Origin of the sequence: Christiangramia fulva (genome assembly GCF_003024155.1) — a bacterium.
Lineage (GTDB): Bacteria > Bacteroidota > Bacteroidia > Flavobacteriales > Flavobacteriaceae > Christiangramia > Christiangramia fulva.
The window spans coordinates 3,131,630-3,147,114 of the sequence record NZ_CP028136.1 but is presented as its reverse complement, the minus strand read 5'-3'; the positions used below and the strand labels follow the sequence as shown (position 1 = coordinate 3,147,114).

Genomic DNA, 15,485 nt, shown 5'->3' with positions numbered 1-15,485 from the left:
GCTTCGCAAAAATCCCACTTCCTTTAAAAGATTCCAAATATTATATGGGTAAAAATATCAATATGAGAATTTTATTGACTTTCTGCCTCATATCCTGAAAAATCTTCAGATATTAACTTAAAAGCCTTTCCCATATTTTTGGCGATATCCCCGGCCAAAACGCTTTCCATCCCCAGTTTTGAGGCGGCAATATCTCCTGATAGTCCATGGGCATAAACACCCAGAACCGCAGCCGTAACCGGATTGTATTTTTGCCCGATAAGTGAAGTTATGACTCCCGAGAGTACATCACCGCTACCCGCAGTGGCCATTCCGGGATTTCCCGTGCTATTTATATAGATCTCATCATCGCTGATAATGAAAGTATGAGCCCCTTTAATCAAAAGTGTTACTTTGTATTCTTTACTGAATTCTTTGGTCTTTTCCAGTTTTTCAAAATCATCCTTCCACTCTCCTATCAATCTTTTCAATTCTCCCGGATGAGGCGTTAATACTGAATTTTCAGGAATTAGCTTAAGCAACTCATTATTTTTAGAAAGTATATTGAGACCATCGGCATCGATTACTACCGGTTTTTCTACTGATCGCAGAAATTTTTCCATGGCTTCGACTGTTTGCTTTGCCTTCCCAACGCCCATTCCAAAGCAATTAACATCTGCTCCGAAACCTTCGGGAAAATTGGTTATTATTTCTTCATTTTCATCGGTAAGCACCATGGCTTCGGGTAATCCTGACTGAATAATCTGGTATCCGCATTTCGGAACATACAGGGTGCATAAACCCGTACCGGTTCTCAAAGCTGCAGTAGCCGAAAGTAAAACACTTCCAATTTTACCATAGGAACCGCCAGAAATCAACACATTTCCATAATCGCCTTTATGAGAATTCTTTTTCCGTTCCTTATAGAACATTCGGGCTTCCTCATCTTCAATAAGAAAAATTCCCGATTTACTTTCAGAAATACACTGCCTGTCCAAACCGATATCTAAAATTTCAACTTCACCCGCATAATCCATAGTTTGCGGGAGATAAAACACAAGTTTCGGGGTTTGAAAACTAAGGGTATAGGAAGCATTTATTACCGCCGCATCTTTTTCGGGAACACGATCTGAAAATAATCCGCTGGGCATATCAACCGCAAGTACAAAAGCTCCGGATTTATTAATAGTTTTTACCAGTTTGCCCATCCAGCTTTCAATAGGCCTGTTCAGGCCAATTCCAAAAATCGCATCGATCACAAAATCACCTGTCCCGATTTCAGGAAAATCATCCTCCCCTTTGATCGAGATAGGCCAGTTTCGGGTAATCTTTTTCAACTTTTCATAATTGGCAAGAAAATCATCTGAGCGTTTGTCACTGTAATTCACGATAAAAACCTGCACATCGTACTTATGCTGAATCAGGTGGCGCGCCACCACTAATCCGTCTCCCCCATTATTTCCAATTCCGCAGAAAATTTTAATCGGTATGGGAGCTCCTTCAAGTCTTTTATGGATTTCTTCAAAAACAAGAGTTGCGGCTCGTTCCATGAGCTCTTCTGAAGTTATACCCTGTTTTTGAATAGTGATCTTATCGGCTTCTGAAAGTTGATCGGCAGTAAGTATTTTCATAAAATCAGTATCATTTTGTGGCTTAATTCAAAGATAAGCTTTCTAAAAGAGATTAAATATTATCAGATAAAAAGGCTAATTAAATCTTGTATTCATTCTGAATTGAATAAATTTGGGCAAATTTTCGGAAATAATGAAAGAAACAGCACTTTCTAAAAAACATAAAGAGCTAAACGCTAAAATGGTTCCCTTCGCGGGATATAATATGCCTGTCTCTTACGAGGGCGTGAATATAGAACATCAGAATGTGAGAGAAGCTGTGGGGGTATTTGATGTCTCGCATATGGGTGAATTTCTTATAACGGGTCCTAATGCACTGGAGCTTATTCAAAAAGTCTCCAGTAATGACGCTTCAAAACTTGTTGACGGCAAAGCACAGTATTCCTGCATGCCAAATGAAGACGGTGGAATTGTGGACGATTTGATTATTTATCGAATGGATGCTGAAAAATATCTCCTGGTGGTAAATGCTTCAAATATCGAAAAAGACTGGAACTGGATCGCTCATCATAACTCGGTGGATGCTACCATGAGGGATATGAGCGATGAGATGTCTCTCCTGGCCATTCAGGGCCCGAAAGCCGCCGAAGCCATGCAGTCGCTAACAGATGTTGATCTCGCGAATATGAAGTTCTATACCTTTGAAGTGGGAACATTTGCCGGGGTCGATAAAGTGATCATTTCAGCAACAGGCTATACCGGTAGCGGGGGTTTTGAAATTTATTTCAAAAATGAAGATGCAGAGCAAATATGGGACGCTGTACTAGAGGCAGGAAAAGATTTTGGCATTAAACCTATCGGCCTCGCCGCACGGGACACTTTACGCCTGGAAATGGGATTTTGTCTTTATGGAAATGACATTGATGACACCACCTCTCCTATTGAAGCCGGTCTTGGCTGGATCACCAAATTCACCAAGGATTTTGTAAACAGCGAAGCACTGAAAGCTGAAAAAGAAAAAGGGCCAAAGCGCAAACTTGTGGCTTTTGAACTGGATGAAAGAGGAATTCCCCGCCAGGATTATGATATTGTTGACGAGAATGGTAAGAAAATTGGAGAAGTAACTTCGGGCACCATGTCCCCATCTCTGGAAAAAGGGATTGGGCTTGGATATGTACCTGCTGAAGTTGCAGGAATTGGAAACAAAATTTTTATTCAGATAAGAAAAAAAGCCGTTCCTGCCACCCAGGTAAAATTGCCCTTTTATAAAGGATAATTTTTTTTGAAAAGAATACTCATTTTAGGTGCCAGCGGCTTTATAGGCAATGCCTTGTATAAAGAGCTATGCTCCTATTTTGATACGCACGGCACCTACCGCACTGAAACAGATGTTTTTCGCGAAAATCAGCAGTTTCATCATTTCGATTTGGAAACTGAAAACGTGGAAATCCTGCTTGAAAATTTAAAACCAGATGTCATTATTTCCTCCTTAAGAGGAAATTTTGACGCCCAGGTGGCGACCCATTTTTCTATTATCAACTATATTTTGCGTACGAACTCGAAACTTATGTTCATCAGTTCTGCCAATGTTTTTGATGCGTTTACAAATTTTCCTTCTTATGAATATGACAAAACCTTAAGCCAGAGCATTTACGGAAGGTTTAAGATAAAAATCGAAAATGCGCTGCTTCGTTTGCCTAATCATAATTACAATATCCTGCGCCTTCCCATGGTCTTCGGAAAATCCTCGCCCAGGATTAGAGAATTAAAGACCCTGATTGAGCTTGGGGAACCGGTAGAAGTTTTTCCGAATGTGGTGATCAATGCTACCGAAATTCAGAAGGTAACTCAGCAGGTGCATTACATCATCAACCGCAAAAAACAGGGAGTCTTTCATCTTGGGAGTTCTGATCTTACCCATCAAAAAGATTTTATAGAAGATATTTGTCTTGAGCTTGGTTATGAAAATCCGCTGTTCAAAAATGTCTACGATTCAAATTACGACAGGTTCCTGGCCGTACTTCCCAAAGACAATAAACTGCCAAAAAACCTGGAGATCACCATTAGCCAGGTAATTGAGGCATCTACTAAAGCCTAGCTGTTAATCTTATATTAAGAAACCTTCATTTTCAGCCTGCTACCGCTTAATTCTTTACTTTTATTTAAACCGAAAAATAAGAAATCATGAAAAAGCTAAGCGAGGACGAAATACAGGAAAAACTGAAGGATTTTGACGGATGGACCTATGCAAAAAAGGCTATTCACACTTCTTTCCAGTTTGAGAATTTCAAGGAAGCTTTTACGGTTATGACGCGTATAGCTTTTGAAGCTGAAGACCAACAGCATCACCCAAACTGGGGGAATGTGTATAACCAGCTTGAAATTTCACTTTCTACGCATGACGCCGATGGAGTTACCGAAAAAGATTTTAAAATGGCCCGGGCCATCGAAGATATTATCGAAGCCGGTAACTAGTAAAAAAATCTTACCATCGAGCTCCTGATTTTCATAGTTGAATTAGGAGCTTTTTTATATTTTTGCGGCATCTTTATTATACTTTGAAAAATGGGAAGAGCATTTGAATTCCGCAAGGCGCGCAAAATGAAACGCTGGTCGGCCATGGCCAAGGCCTTTACAAGAATAGGAAAAGACATTGTAATGGCAGTGAAAGAAGGCGGCCCCGACCCCGATACCAATTCTCGTTTGCGCGCGGTGATCCAGAACGCGAAAAGTGTGAATATGCCTAAAGATAATATCGAAAGGGCTATAAAACGTGCTTCTGATAAGTCACAGGGTGATTATAAAATCGTTCTTTTTGAAGGCTATGCTCCCCACGGGATCGCTGTTTTAGTTGAAACCGCTACCGACAATAATAACAGAACGGTTGCCAATATCCGTTCTCATTTCAATAAAAGTGATGGAAACCTGGGCACTTCAGGCTCGGTTGAATTTATGTTCGATCACACCTGCAATTTCCATATCAACAAAGAAGGAATTGACCCCGAGGAACTTGAACTGGAGCTTATAGATTTTGGAGCCGAAGAAGTTTTTGAAGACGAAGACGGAATTCATATTTATGCGCCTTTTCAGAATTTTGGAGCAATTCAGAAGGAACTTGAAAGCAGGGAAATTGAAATAATATCTTCCGGTTTTGAAAGGATCCCGCAGGTTACCAAGACTCTCAGCCCGGAAGAAGCCGAAGATGTGGAAAAATTGCTCGAAAAACTGGAAGAAGATGATGACGTACAAAACGTGTATCACACCATGGAAATTTCGGAATAATCAGAAGTTTTCAGGGATTTTCCCTTCCACACCTTCATAATAGCTTTTTATCCTGGCAAAATCGGTGTCAAAATTTCCGGTAGGCCAAAAAGGATCCGAAATTTTCACCAGTTTTTTCCGAAAATCAAAAGAAGCCATAATAATTGGGACTTTTGCTTTCACAGCTATAAAGTAAAAGCCGGTTTTCCAGCGCTCTACTTTTTTGCGAGTGCCTTCGGGTGAAAGTGCCAGCCTGAAAATTTCGTGCTCCTCAAATAGCTGAACAATAGCATCTACTTTTTTCTGATTTTGATTTCGATCTACGGGAGAACCGCCAATCATACGGAAATACCAGCCATAAGGAGGCCGAAAAAGCTCCTTTTTCCCAATAAAATCAATATGAATGTTCATGATCTTCCGCACTAAAAGACCAATGAAGAAATCAAAGTTACTGGTATGTGGAGCGACAATAATGACGCATTTTTTAATGCTGGGATCGAAATGATTTTCCAGATCCCAGCCTAAAATTTTAAAGAAAATAAGCTTTGATAGCCAATGCATTTATTCTCTGGCGTGCTTTACAGAAGTATGGCCTTTACGCCTTTTCTTTTCTTCGCGTAAAAGGGAAAGTTCCCTTCCGGTTTGTCCTTTTACCGAAGTATTTTCTTCTGCTCGTCTTAAAAGGTACGGGATCACTTCTTTAACAGGTCCAAAAGGCACGAGTTTAGCCGAATTATATCCTTTTCTCGCCAGGTTATAGCTAATATGGTCACTCATTCCATAAAGCTGGCTAAACCAGATTCTTTTATCATCGCGGGAAAGGTCTTTATCTTCAATAATTTGAAGCGCCAAATAACTGCTCACCTCGTTATGAGTTCCTATAAAAAGGGAAATATCATCAAGATGGTTAAGGCAGTAAGAAAGGATACTGTTAAAATTTACATCTGTGGCTTCCTTACTTTCACAAATAGGCGTTGGATAACCTAATTTTTTGGCACGGGCGTTTTCTTTTTCCATATAAGCTCCCCGCACAATCTTTACCCCTACTTTAAAACCTTCTTTTTTAGCTTTTTCATGAAGCTGTTTAAGATATTCTGCCCGATCCCAGCGGTAACATTGAAGGGTGTTGAAAATTAGCGCTCTTTCCTTATTGTATTTGCGCATCATTTTTTCCATAAGCTCATCGGCGGCAGTTTGCATCCAGGTTTCTTCAGCATCAGCATATAGCCTTACGCCCAGTTCATAGGCCCTTTTACAGAGTTTCTCAACTCTTTCTTTTACCTTTTCCCATTCCTCCTGCTCTTCATCTGAAAGGTTGATTTTTTCACTTACTTTCTCCCAGATTTCGAAACGGCCAATCCCCGTAGGTTTGAACATCGCAAAAGGAATCTCTTCCCTTTCACTGGCATACTCGATGAGGCTTAATTTTTTATTCATCGCAGCATCAAATTCGGCATCGGTTTCTTTACCTTCTACCGAATAATCAAGGATACTATGAAGATTTTCTTCATACATTTCCCTGGTGGTTGGTTTACAATCTTCCTCTGTAATTCCACCACAAAACTGCTCAAAAATGGTCTTTTTGATAATTCCTTCAACAGGAAGGTGAAATTTTAGTGAAAAATTGGTCAGAGCAGTACCGGCCTTGACAAGTGTAGGGCGGTTTATCATTCCAAAAAGGAAGAGGGCTCTGTCAAGCTCCGCATCAGATTTTAACTTAAATGCGGCCTTTGTATTATTAAAAATTTTTTTTCTAATCATTTTGGTAGTATACTTACATCAAAGATAAAAATTAAGCACCAATTAATCTTTTTTTTAGGTGCAAATTATAAGCGAAAAACCCAGTAAAAATGAATGTTTCACGGGATTTAACCAATCCGGTTTTTTATGGCGAAAATGCCTTTGACAAATTAAATAAGTTTCTGACTAACAGCGATATATCTACCCTCTTTATTTTGGTAGACAGCAATACCCACGAATACTGCCTGGCTTCCTTTCTTCAAAAACTGAAAACCACACTAAAAACTGAAGTAATAGAGATAGAAGCCGGAGAAGAATTTAAGCACCTGCAGACCTGCGAAGGGGTGTGGAATGCGCTTTCTGAATTAGGAGCCGACCGGAAAAGCTTAATGCTGAATCTTGGAGGCGGTGTGATTACCGATCTTGGCGGTTTTGTGGCCTCAACTTTCAAAAGAGGAATAAATTTCATTAATATTCCCACTACCCTTCTTTCTATGGTTGATGCTTCTGTTGGCGGAAAAACGGGCGTGGATCTCGGAAACCTGAAAAACCAGATAGGTGTCACCAATCAGCCGGAAATGGTATTGATAGATTCTGCTTTTTTGAAAACACTTCCGAAGGAAGAAATGAGAAGCGGACTGGCTGAAATTCTCAAACACGGATTAATTGCCGATGAAAAATACTGGCAAAAAGTTTCAAAACTTGATCAACTCGAGCTTAATGATCTCGATGAAATTATACAGGAATCCGTTAATATTAAGGCTGCGGTAGTAGAAAAAGATCCTGTTGAGAAAAACATACGTAAAACACTCAATTACGGCCATACTCTTGGACATGCAATAGAATCTTACTGTCTAACCCATCCTGAAAAAAAGAAACTCCTCCATGGCGAGGCTATCGCTATCGGGATGATCCTGGAAACTTTTATTTCTGTTAAGCAAACAGGTTTTCCTTCAGAAAAACTTGATAATATAAATTCGGTTATAAAAAACATTTACGGAAAACACCAATTCAACGACAGCGATATTGAAGAAATAAGTCAATTAATGAAATTTGATAAAAAAAATGCTCATGGAAAGATCAATTTCGTACTGCTGGAAGACATCGGTAAACCGGTAATAGACCGGGAAGTAGATCAGGCTAACATTACAATGGCCTTCGAATATTATCTGGAGAACTGAGGTTTTTTATATAAATCTTCTTTCCTATTGCTTCAAATTTGAATTTTTATTTATAATTGCATAAACCATTCAAACTATGAAAAGGATAATCGTAGATTACAAAAAATTAACTCCAGAAATTTTAAGCCTCCTGGTCGATAAGTATCCCGACGGCTATGATGATGACCAGATTATATCTTTCAAAAATGCAAAAAATGAAACCGTAGATGCCGTTGAAGTTCGCACCGAGGATACTGTTTACCTGGTTAAGGTAAGTACCAGGTTAGAAAATACCATGGCTAATTTTGATGAAGACGATTACGATGATTCAGAATTTTCCGATCCTATTGTTGATCTTCCGGAAAAAGGTGAGGAAGCCGAAGAGGATGAGGAAGACGATCTTGATAAATAACAGCTCAACCTAAACAAAAAAAGGAACGCCAAACGGCGTTCCTTTTTCTTTGATCGTATTACCTACCTGACTAGGCGTGTTGTAAATCATGCTTTCCTTCTTTGATCTCTTCGATCACTTTGGCATTGAAAGCTTCAAGATCATCAGGATTTCTACTGGTTACCAGAGCCTGGTCTACCACAACTTCTTTATCTACCCAATTAGCACCGGCATTTTCAAGATCTTTTCTTACTGTATGGTAAGAAGTCATTGTTCTACCTTCTACCACTTCTGCGTTAATTAAAGTCCATGCCCCGTGGCAAATAGCCGCAACCGGTTTACTTTGTTTAAAGAAATCACGAACAAATTTTAGAACATCTTCGTTAGTCCTTAAATTATCAGGATTCATAACACCACCTGGCAAAACAAGGGCATTGTAATCTTCAGCAGAAACATTGCTGATATTTTTATCAACAGTGTATTCGCCGCCCCAGTGATCTTTATCCCAGGCTTTTATTTTTCCTTCCTTCGGGCTCACAATATCAACTTTAAAACCTTCTTTTTCCATAGCTTTTTTGGGAGAGGTAAGTTCAACTTCCTCAAACCCGTTAGTAGCTACCATTGCAATTCTCTTTTCCATAATCTTCTTCATTTTTTGATTCTCTTAAAGATACCAATCGATCTACTTAATTACCTTTAAAGCCTTACTAAATCTTGGGTTGCTTACGTTAAAGCTTTACTAAGTGAAGAAAAAATTGAATTTTTACCTGTCCTTACTTTCTTGTTTTTCCTGCTTTTCCTTTGTGAAGTCTAAATGTGATTTCAATTTATCCAGAATATGCTTTTCATCTTCGAGTTCCATTTTTCTCTCTTCGAGTTTAGCCATTTCCTGATAGATCGCGGGTTCACCAAATCTGTTTGGCTCAACTTTTTCCTTCCTGAGCAAAGCATACTGCACGGTAAATTCGGCGCCAAAAAAAAGAATTAAGCAGGTAAAATATACCCACAACAAAATAAGTACGATGGAAGAAGCACCTCCATAAACAACACCTGGATGCGTTTGGCCAAAATAAAAGCTGATAATATACTCTCCCAGCAAGAAAAGAACGGTGGTTACCGAAGCTCCAACATAAGTAGTTCTAAGCCTAATTCGAATGTCTGGAAGTAATTTAAAAATAGCCGCAAAAAGCGTTGTTATGATAATGAAAGAAATAAAAAAATTCCCCACCCTAACCATGAAACCCGTGATATTAGGCAAATATTCACCAATTTTATCAGCCAGGAGTTTAAGAAGTGTAGAAACAACCATGGCGATTAACAGCAAGAGGCCAAGCACGAAAACCATTCCGAGAGAGATCACCCGATCAAGGACGAGCCTCAAAAAATCGGTTTTTTTGGCAGCAACATTCCAGATATTGTTCATGGCCAGCTTAAGCTGAAAAAAAACTCCGGTAGCCCCAAATACAAGCATTAAAATTCCAAAAATCACCGCCCAGGTTGAATTCTGTGATAAAGCGGCATTTTGTATCATGGCTTCTACTGCATTGGCAGTATCATAGCCAATAAACCGGCCAATTTCACTGGTTAACCTTCCCTGTACCGCATCTTTTCCGAAGAAATATCCCGCTATGGTAACCACGATGATCAGTAGCGACGGAAGTGAAAAAAGTGCGTAGTAAGCAATGGTGGCACTGCGGCCATATGCCCCGTTCTTGACCCAGCTAAAATATGCCTTCTTAAAAAGTTTTAAGTATGTTTTTAGCTTTTTCCACATCAAAGGTATCTTTCATTAATGATATTCTTATGATGTAGGGCATGACCGGCCATAACGAAGGCAATAGCGCGTGGACTCGCAGGGTTCCCGTTTACCGTTCCCTGCCGGCTTAACATTTTTTCATTAAAATTTCTATACATCCAGATAGCCGCTTTTCTAAGTGTGCGAAATTCTTCCACAAGTTCGGCCCCTTTTCGGGTGCCGGCTTCACTGGCTTTCACATACTGGTCATGATCAAATCCGGGAAGAGGTTTTTCCTCTCCCCGGGCAATGCTCAAAGCTCTGTATTGAAAAACCCTTTCGGTATCTATTATATGCTGAATTACCTCTAAAATTGACCATTTTTCATTTTCATACCTGTATTCCCATTTTTCCTGGGGAAGGGATAGCAGAAAATGGCAAATCTCAGCAGTATTTTTTTCCAGCGTTTCTATCAGACTGGCATCCTCCGGAATAAGATTGATATACCGCCAGTAAAAGTCACCGATTTCATTTTTTTGAAGCTCTTTTCTCTTCATTAGGCTGAATTTCGACTTGCATTAATATTTCCATAAAGCGAACGGGTGACCATTTTTTCATATACTTCCAGCTTATCCCCCGCTTTTGAAGGATCTTTGCTTAGGTCATGAACCATTCGCAAGGCATGCTGCTGGATGGTGAGAAGCGGAAGCACAATGCGCTCCCTCGCCTGGATACTTGCTCTTCCGGCCGGCTGGTTTTGCATGAGATCATCATAGCCGGTAACCTTCAGCAACATTCTTTTTGATCGTTCAAATTCTTCATGGATCAGCTCCCAAAATTCTCCAAATTCCTCATCATTCTTCATATATGCAGTTAAAGGAAAGAATGACTTGGTTAGACTCATCATGCTGTTTTCCAGCAGTGTCTTGAAAAATTCAGAATTTTCATAAAGTTGCTTCACCCTATCAAATTCGCCTTTTTTCTCCAGGTTTTCGATTGCCGTACCTACACCAAAGAATCCTGGAACATTTTGTTTTAACTGGCTCCAGCTTCCTACAAAAGGTATGGCCCGAAGATCAGATAAATTCAGTTCAGCAGACTTATTCCTTTTAGATGGGCGGCTTCCAATATTGGTTTTGGCATAATACTTTAAGGTACTCATCTTTTCCAGGTAAGGTATGAATTTAGGGTGCTTTTTAAAGTCGGAATAAGTTTTATAACTTATATCTGCCAGTTCAGTCATGGTTTTTCTGTCTTCCTCTTTAAGGCGATTCTTTCCTTCGCTAAAGATCTCATTAGCAATCCCGGCACTCACCAGCTGTTCCAGGTTATAAGTACACGAATCCCTGGTGCCAAAATTAGAACTAATGGTTTGTCCCTGAACAGTGATCTGAATTTCCTCATTTTCAATTGTAGGCCCTAAAGAAGCATAGAACTGGTGAGTTTTACCTCCACCTCTTGCCGGCGGACCTCCACGGCCATCAAAGAAAACTACTTTGATGCCATATTCGCGGGATATTTTGGTAAGGGACTCTTTTGCTTTATAAATACTCCAGTTCGCCATGAGGTATCCTCCATCTTTAGTACCGTCACTAAAACCAAGCATAATAGTTTGCTTATTCCCCCTGCGCTCTAGGTGCTTTTTATACACAGGATTGGTGTAGAGTTTTTCCATTACATTATGAGCATCCTGAAGGTCTGGAACAGTTTCGAAAAGCGGGATTACATCTACATCTGGATCTTTCCAACCACACATTCTCATAAAAGCAAACGGCTGAAGCACTCCCTGCACACTTCCGCAGTTACTAATGATATATCTGTTTGCTCCCTCTTCGCCATTTTTCTGCTGGATCTCCTGCATTGCATAGATCGAAGAAAGCGTGGCCCTTCCCATACCTTCCTCTAATTTTTCAGGATCAATTTTGCCTTTTACATTACTGAGAATTTCCACCTGTTCTTCTTCGGTACGCTCATGGAAATTAGCCGGAAATTCACCATTGTTTTTGCTGGAAAATTCAATGATTTCATTAAGAACATCCTGATGAATCCGGGAATCCTGCCTGATATCAAGGGTTGCAAAATGATAACCGAAAAGTTTGGTTTTATTCAGTAGATCATCTACTTCTTCTAAGAATAATGACCTGTGATCTTTCTCAAGTATATCTTTGATTTGATGTAGTTTATTTCTGAATTCTTCAAGGCTTAATCGAACTTTCCCTGTGGTGGAAACAGCCGATTCATATAAACTTTCTTCAAGTTCTCCCATTATCTCGTGAACGCCTCTGAAAGTAAGTCGGCGTTTCAACTTTCTTACATCTTTATAATAATTCTGCAGAATGGTTTTGCGCAGTTTTTCGGCAACTTTAAGCGTAATTTCAGTAGTAACAAACGGATTTCCATCACGGTCCCCTCCGGGCCAGAAACCTAAATTTATAACCTGGTTACCTACTTCATCACCGCCAAACATATTATACTGTATATAATTATGGATCTTGCTGGCACTCTGGTAAAAGACGTTTTCAAAATACCAGATCAGACTCACAGCCTCGTCATAAGGAGTTGGTTTCTCCTTTTTGAAAAAAGGAGTTTTTCCCAGCTGGGCCAATAACTGTTTGATCTTAATCAGGTCATTTTTTTGTATGGCTTTATCCAGATCGGTAATTATTCCCAATACTGAACCAGGATAAAACTGTGTAGGGTGTGCCGTTAAAGTGGGTCTGACCTTAAATCGCTTTAAGAAATCTTTCAACTCATCGATCTTCTGAGTAGCTTCAACTTCTTCCTTAACGCTGCGCAGGGTACCTCTACCGTCCATATTATGAACAACGGGGAAAGAGGCATCTTCAATAGCATCAAATAACACTACCTGTCGCTCGATATACTGGATAAAACGGAACAACAAATCTATTTTCTCTTCTTCCGTGGGATCCTCGCCGTATTTATTAAAGAACCGTTCAACAATTTCTGAAGGATTCTTGTTCTTTTTAAACCCATTTTCACAAACTTCCAGGAACAGTGGCAAAAGGGCTCCAGTTTTCCTGATTTCATCATAAGGAAGCGTAAGAAAAATACTGTTATAAACCTGGTATTTTGCGAGTACGTTGTTGTTAAATCTCTCTAATCTGGGTTCTCTTGTCATGGTTGCTTGGTGTTTCTATTAAAATTAAAAAAAAACCCTCTAAACGCAACAGTCTAAAGGGCCTTTAATATAAGTTTAGTACTGTTACAGATCCTTGAAAATGGAGTGCATCAGCCGTTTCTTATCATTGATGCTTTCTTCTAAAGAAATCATTGTTTCGGTTCGATATACCCCTTCAATATCATCCAGCTGGAAAATTATTTCCTTGGCATGCTGCGTATTACGAGCCCTTATCTTACAGAAAACATTAAATTTTCCCGTAGTGACATGTGCTACAGTAACAAATGGAATCTCATTGATCCTTTCCAGAACGAATTTTGTCTGGGAAGTATTTTTAAGGAAGACGCCTACATAGGCAATAAAAGCGTAACCTAATTTTTTATAATCGAGGGTTAGTGAAGAGCCAATAATAATTCCGGCCTCTTCCATTTTTTTTACCCGAACGTGAACTGTTCCGGCAGAGATAAGCAATTTTTTAGCAATATCTGTAAAGGGCGTCCTGGTATTCTCGATGAGCATATCGAGAATCTGATGATCTGTTTCGTCTAATTTAAACTTGGCCATTTTGAAACTTCGGTTTTAATGAAGTTCAAAAATAATACAAATTCATTGAATTATTGTCAAATAATTGGAGAATTAGCCTTCTTTAAACACCAATTCTTCATTTTTTAAGATAATTTTATTAACTACAACGTTTTCGAGAGGTGCAGATAATCCAGGAATCTTTAATTCTTCTTTATTTGCCATGATCTCTCTATGGCCAAATCCAGAGATGAAAGACGCCTTTTTTTCCAATATTGGCTCGAATTCTATTTTTCCTTTCACTAGCTTTTCAGAATAATGAATCGCAACATCTACTATCTCCCCTTCCACCTGCGCTTCCCTGATGATAATATCCTTAAAAAGCTTCTTATTTTCAGGAATTGAAAAATAATCTTCGAAATCATCTGAAATATCTTTCTCTGTAAAAGATGAAATACGGTACAAGGCAGAAATCAGGGCTTTAAATACATATTTGCGGGTTTTCTCGCGCTGATAATCACCGGGAAAATGCCCGGCTTCAAAGAGTAAAGTTGGCGTTGAAAGGCTTTGAAAGGTATCGCCCGCACAATTAATATTAAAGGCATCGTCGTACCTGCCAATCATACCTGGCAGATCTTCCCGAAGATCAGTAGCAATCCCGGCAATCAGTCCCATGCTTATTTTCCGGGATTCATCAATACTTCTTTTCGGATCTTTAGAAGGAGTTAAAAAAGAAAGTGTTGCGGGATTTCTCCTGGCGCCTGCACTGAAAATAGTACGCTGATCATGCAAATTCAAACAAAAATCAGGTAAAATTTCATTGTAGGTATCTTTAAGAATGCTGCTTTCAGGCTGACTCAGCTTTTGCATATCTCTATTTAGATCCACCTGATTCGCATTTACGCGTGTATACGCCCTTGCTCCATCAGGATTAAGAATGGGAATAATAAAAAGGGAACATTTGGATAAAATCTCCTGAAAGATTTCATGATCAATTTCCTTAATGAAGGCATTGCACAAATCCAGCACCGCTTTGGTCGTGGTAGATTCATTGCCGTGCATCTGCGACCACATGAGAATTTTCTTTTTACCTGAACCAATCTTAAAAAGTCTTATAGGTTCTCCTGCAACCGAATTACCAATTACCTTAATATCTATTTCTGAAGAAAAATGATCGAGATGCTTTTTCAGATTATCATTGTTGATATACCTGCCTGAAATTTCAGCTAATTTAATTGCCTCATACCACTCATCTTTTAGTAGATCCTGAAACCGATTTTTTTTCATGTTTACAAAACTAAACAATGTATTTTTTACAAATGTAAACATGTCAATTCAATCGAAATGTCTACAATTGTAAACGAGCGTGGAGGCTTTAGCTTAACCAGACTTGGAAATTATCCTATCCTTAGGTTTTGTAGTTTTAAATATCTGTTTTTTAGTTTATTAATAATGTTTATCTCAATTAAAAATTGAGTTTATTTCAAAGAATTTGCAATTGTAAATAGGACAAGTCTTATTTATTATTTACATTTGTAAATATTCTGTTAGGATTAGAAAATTCACAATGGTAAACACGGAACAATTCGCGGAAAGACTTCAGAAAATACTGGAATATTATGAACTTTCGGCTGCAGCATTCGCTGATGAAATTGAAGTGGGTCGCTCCTCTATTTCTCATATTATTTCAGGAAGGAACAAACCAAGTTTGGATTTTGTAATGAAGGTCGTGAAAAAATTTCCTGAGGTAGAACTCTACTGGCTGTTAAATGGAAAAGGTTCCTTCCCTTCTTCCTCCGCATCTCCCGAAAAGGAAAAATCAGCCGCTACAACTCCTCCAATTCCTGCTCAGGAAATCCCCGGGATAAAGCCTGAAATGAACCCAACTAAAACAGAAGGGGGTAAAACCATTAGTAAAATTGTTATTTTTTATACAGATGGAAGTTTTGAGGCCTTCGAAAATTGATAATCCGCAATAAATTGAATT

16 protein-coding genes are annotated in these 15,485 nt (G+C 39.1%); 7 read left to right on the top strand and 9 right to left on the bottom strand.

What is annotated here, in order from left to right; all coding sequences use genetic code 11:
• Positions 1-71: 71 nt before the first annotated feature.
• Entirely contained in the window at positions 72-1,610 is a 1,539-nt protein-coding gene (locus C7S20_RS13995; RefSeq protein WP_107013058.1) for an NAD(P)H-hydrate dehydratase, read from the bottom strand.
• Between the two features lie 133 nt (positions 1,611-1,743).
• On the opposite strand from C7S20_RS13995, the gene gcvT reads away from it, so the two are divergent.
• The 4 genes from gcvT (at position 1,744) to C7S20_RS13975 (ending at position 4,832) form a co-directional block, all read left to right on the top strand.
• Entirely contained in the window at positions 1,744-2,826 is a 1,083-nt protein-coding gene (gene gcvT / locus C7S20_RS13990) for a glycine cleavage system aminomethyltransferase GcvT (protein ID WP_107013057.1), read from the top strand.
• 6 nt (positions 2,827-2,832) lie between these two features.
• A complete protein-coding gene (locus C7S20_RS13985; RefSeq protein ID WP_107013056.1) occupies positions 2,833-3,648 on the top strand; it encodes a sugar nucleotide-binding protein in 816 nt (271 codons plus the stop codon).
• Positions 3,649-3,734: 86 nt separating this feature from the next.
• Positions 3,735-4,025 (top strand): 4a-hydroxytetrahydrobiopterin dehydratase, encoded by a 291-nt coding sequence (locus tag C7S20_RS13980; RefSeq protein WP_107013055.1) that lies wholly within the window; start codon positions 3,735-3,737, stop codon positions 4,023-4,025.
• Positions 4,026-4,115: 90 nt separating this feature from the next.
• Positions 4,116-4,832, top strand: a complete 717-nt coding sequence (locus tag C7S20_RS13975) for a YebC/PmpR family DNA-binding transcriptional regulator (RefSeq protein ID WP_107013054.1) — start codon at positions 4,116-4,118, stop codon at positions 4,830-4,832.
• Here C7S20_RS13975 and C7S20_RS13970 read toward each other — a convergent pair whose 3' ends face one another.
• The gene (locus C7S20_RS13970) at positions 4,833-5,372 is read right to left on the bottom strand and encodes a 1-acyl-sn-glycerol-3-phosphate acyltransferase (protein ID WP_107013053.1); all 540 of its coding nucleotides are present in this window, start codon (positions 5,370-5,372) and stop codon (positions 4,833-4,835) included.
• Positions 5,373-6,572, bottom strand: a complete 1,200-nt coding sequence (locus C7S20_RS13965) for a proline dehydrogenase family protein (protein WP_107013052.1) — start codon at positions 6,570-6,572, stop codon at positions 5,373-5,375. It abuts the gene before it with no gap.
• An 89-nt stretch (positions 6,573-6,661) separates the two neighbouring features.
• Between C7S20_RS13965 and aroB the strand changes: the two genes are divergently transcribed.
• Positions 6,662-7,732, top strand: coding sequence for a 3-dehydroquinate synthase (gene aroB, locus C7S20_RS13960; protein ID WP_107013051.1), 1,071 nt, complete (start codon positions 6,662-6,664; stop codon positions 7,730-7,732).
• A 76-nt stretch (positions 7,733-7,808) separates the two neighbouring features.
• Positions 7,809-8,123 (top strand): hypothetical protein, encoded by a 315-nt coding sequence (locus tag C7S20_RS13955; protein WP_107013050.1) that lies wholly within the window; start codon positions 7,809-7,811, stop codon positions 8,121-8,123.
• Between the two features lie 70 nt (positions 8,124-8,193).
• Here the strand turns inward: C7S20_RS13955 and C7S20_RS13950 are convergent, their stop codons facing one another.
• From C7S20_RS13950 to C7S20_RS13925, 6 genes are all read right to left on the bottom strand, one after another.
• A complete protein-coding gene (locus C7S20_RS13950) occupies positions 8,194-8,742 on the bottom strand; it encodes a type 1 glutamine amidotransferase domain-containing protein (protein WP_107014245.1) in 549 nt (182 codons plus the stop codon).
• A 123-nt stretch (positions 8,743-8,865) separates the two neighbouring features.
• On the bottom strand, positions 8,866-9,876 hold the full coding sequence (locus C7S20_RS13945) for a YihY/virulence factor BrkB family protein (RefSeq protein ID WP_107013049.1): 1,011 nt from the start codon (positions 9,874-9,876) through the stop codon (positions 8,866-8,868).
• Positions 9,876-10,394: a DinB family protein gene (locus tag C7S20_RS13940; protein WP_107013048.1), complete on the bottom strand. Its 519-nt coding sequence runs from the start codon at positions 10,392-10,394 to the stop codon at positions 9,876-9,878. The genes C7S20_RS13945 and C7S20_RS13940 overlap by 1 nt, the downstream gene beginning before the upstream one ends.
• Positions 10,394-12,976 carry a phosphoenolpyruvate carboxylase gene (locus C7S20_RS13935; protein ID WP_107013047.1) on the bottom strand — a complete coding sequence of 861 codons (2,583 nt, stop codon included), beginning with the start codon at positions 12,974-12,976 and terminating at the stop codon, positions 10,394-10,396. Before C7S20_RS13935 ends, C7S20_RS13940 begins: the two co-directional genes overlap by 1 nt.
• Before the next feature lie 84 nt (positions 12,977-13,060).
• A complete protein-coding gene (locus tag C7S20_RS13930) occupies positions 13,061-13,540 on the bottom strand; it encodes an Lrp/AsnC family transcriptional regulator (RefSeq protein ID WP_107013046.1) in 480 nt (159 codons plus the stop codon).
• Positions 13,541-13,612: 72 nt separating this feature from the next.
• Positions 13,613-14,785 carry a M14 family zinc carboxypeptidase gene (locus C7S20_RS13925; protein ID WP_107013045.1) on the bottom strand — a complete coding sequence of 391 codons (1,173 nt, stop codon included), beginning with the start codon at positions 14,783-14,785 and terminating at the stop codon, positions 13,613-13,615.
• Between the two features lie 280 nt (positions 14,786-15,065).
• Between C7S20_RS13925 and C7S20_RS13920 the strand changes: the two genes are divergently transcribed.
• On the top strand, positions 15,066-15,464 hold the full coding sequence (locus C7S20_RS13920; protein WP_107013044.1) for a helix-turn-helix domain-containing protein: 399 nt from the start codon (positions 15,066-15,068) through the stop codon (positions 15,462-15,464).
• Positions 15,465-15,485 lie beyond the last annotated feature (21 nt).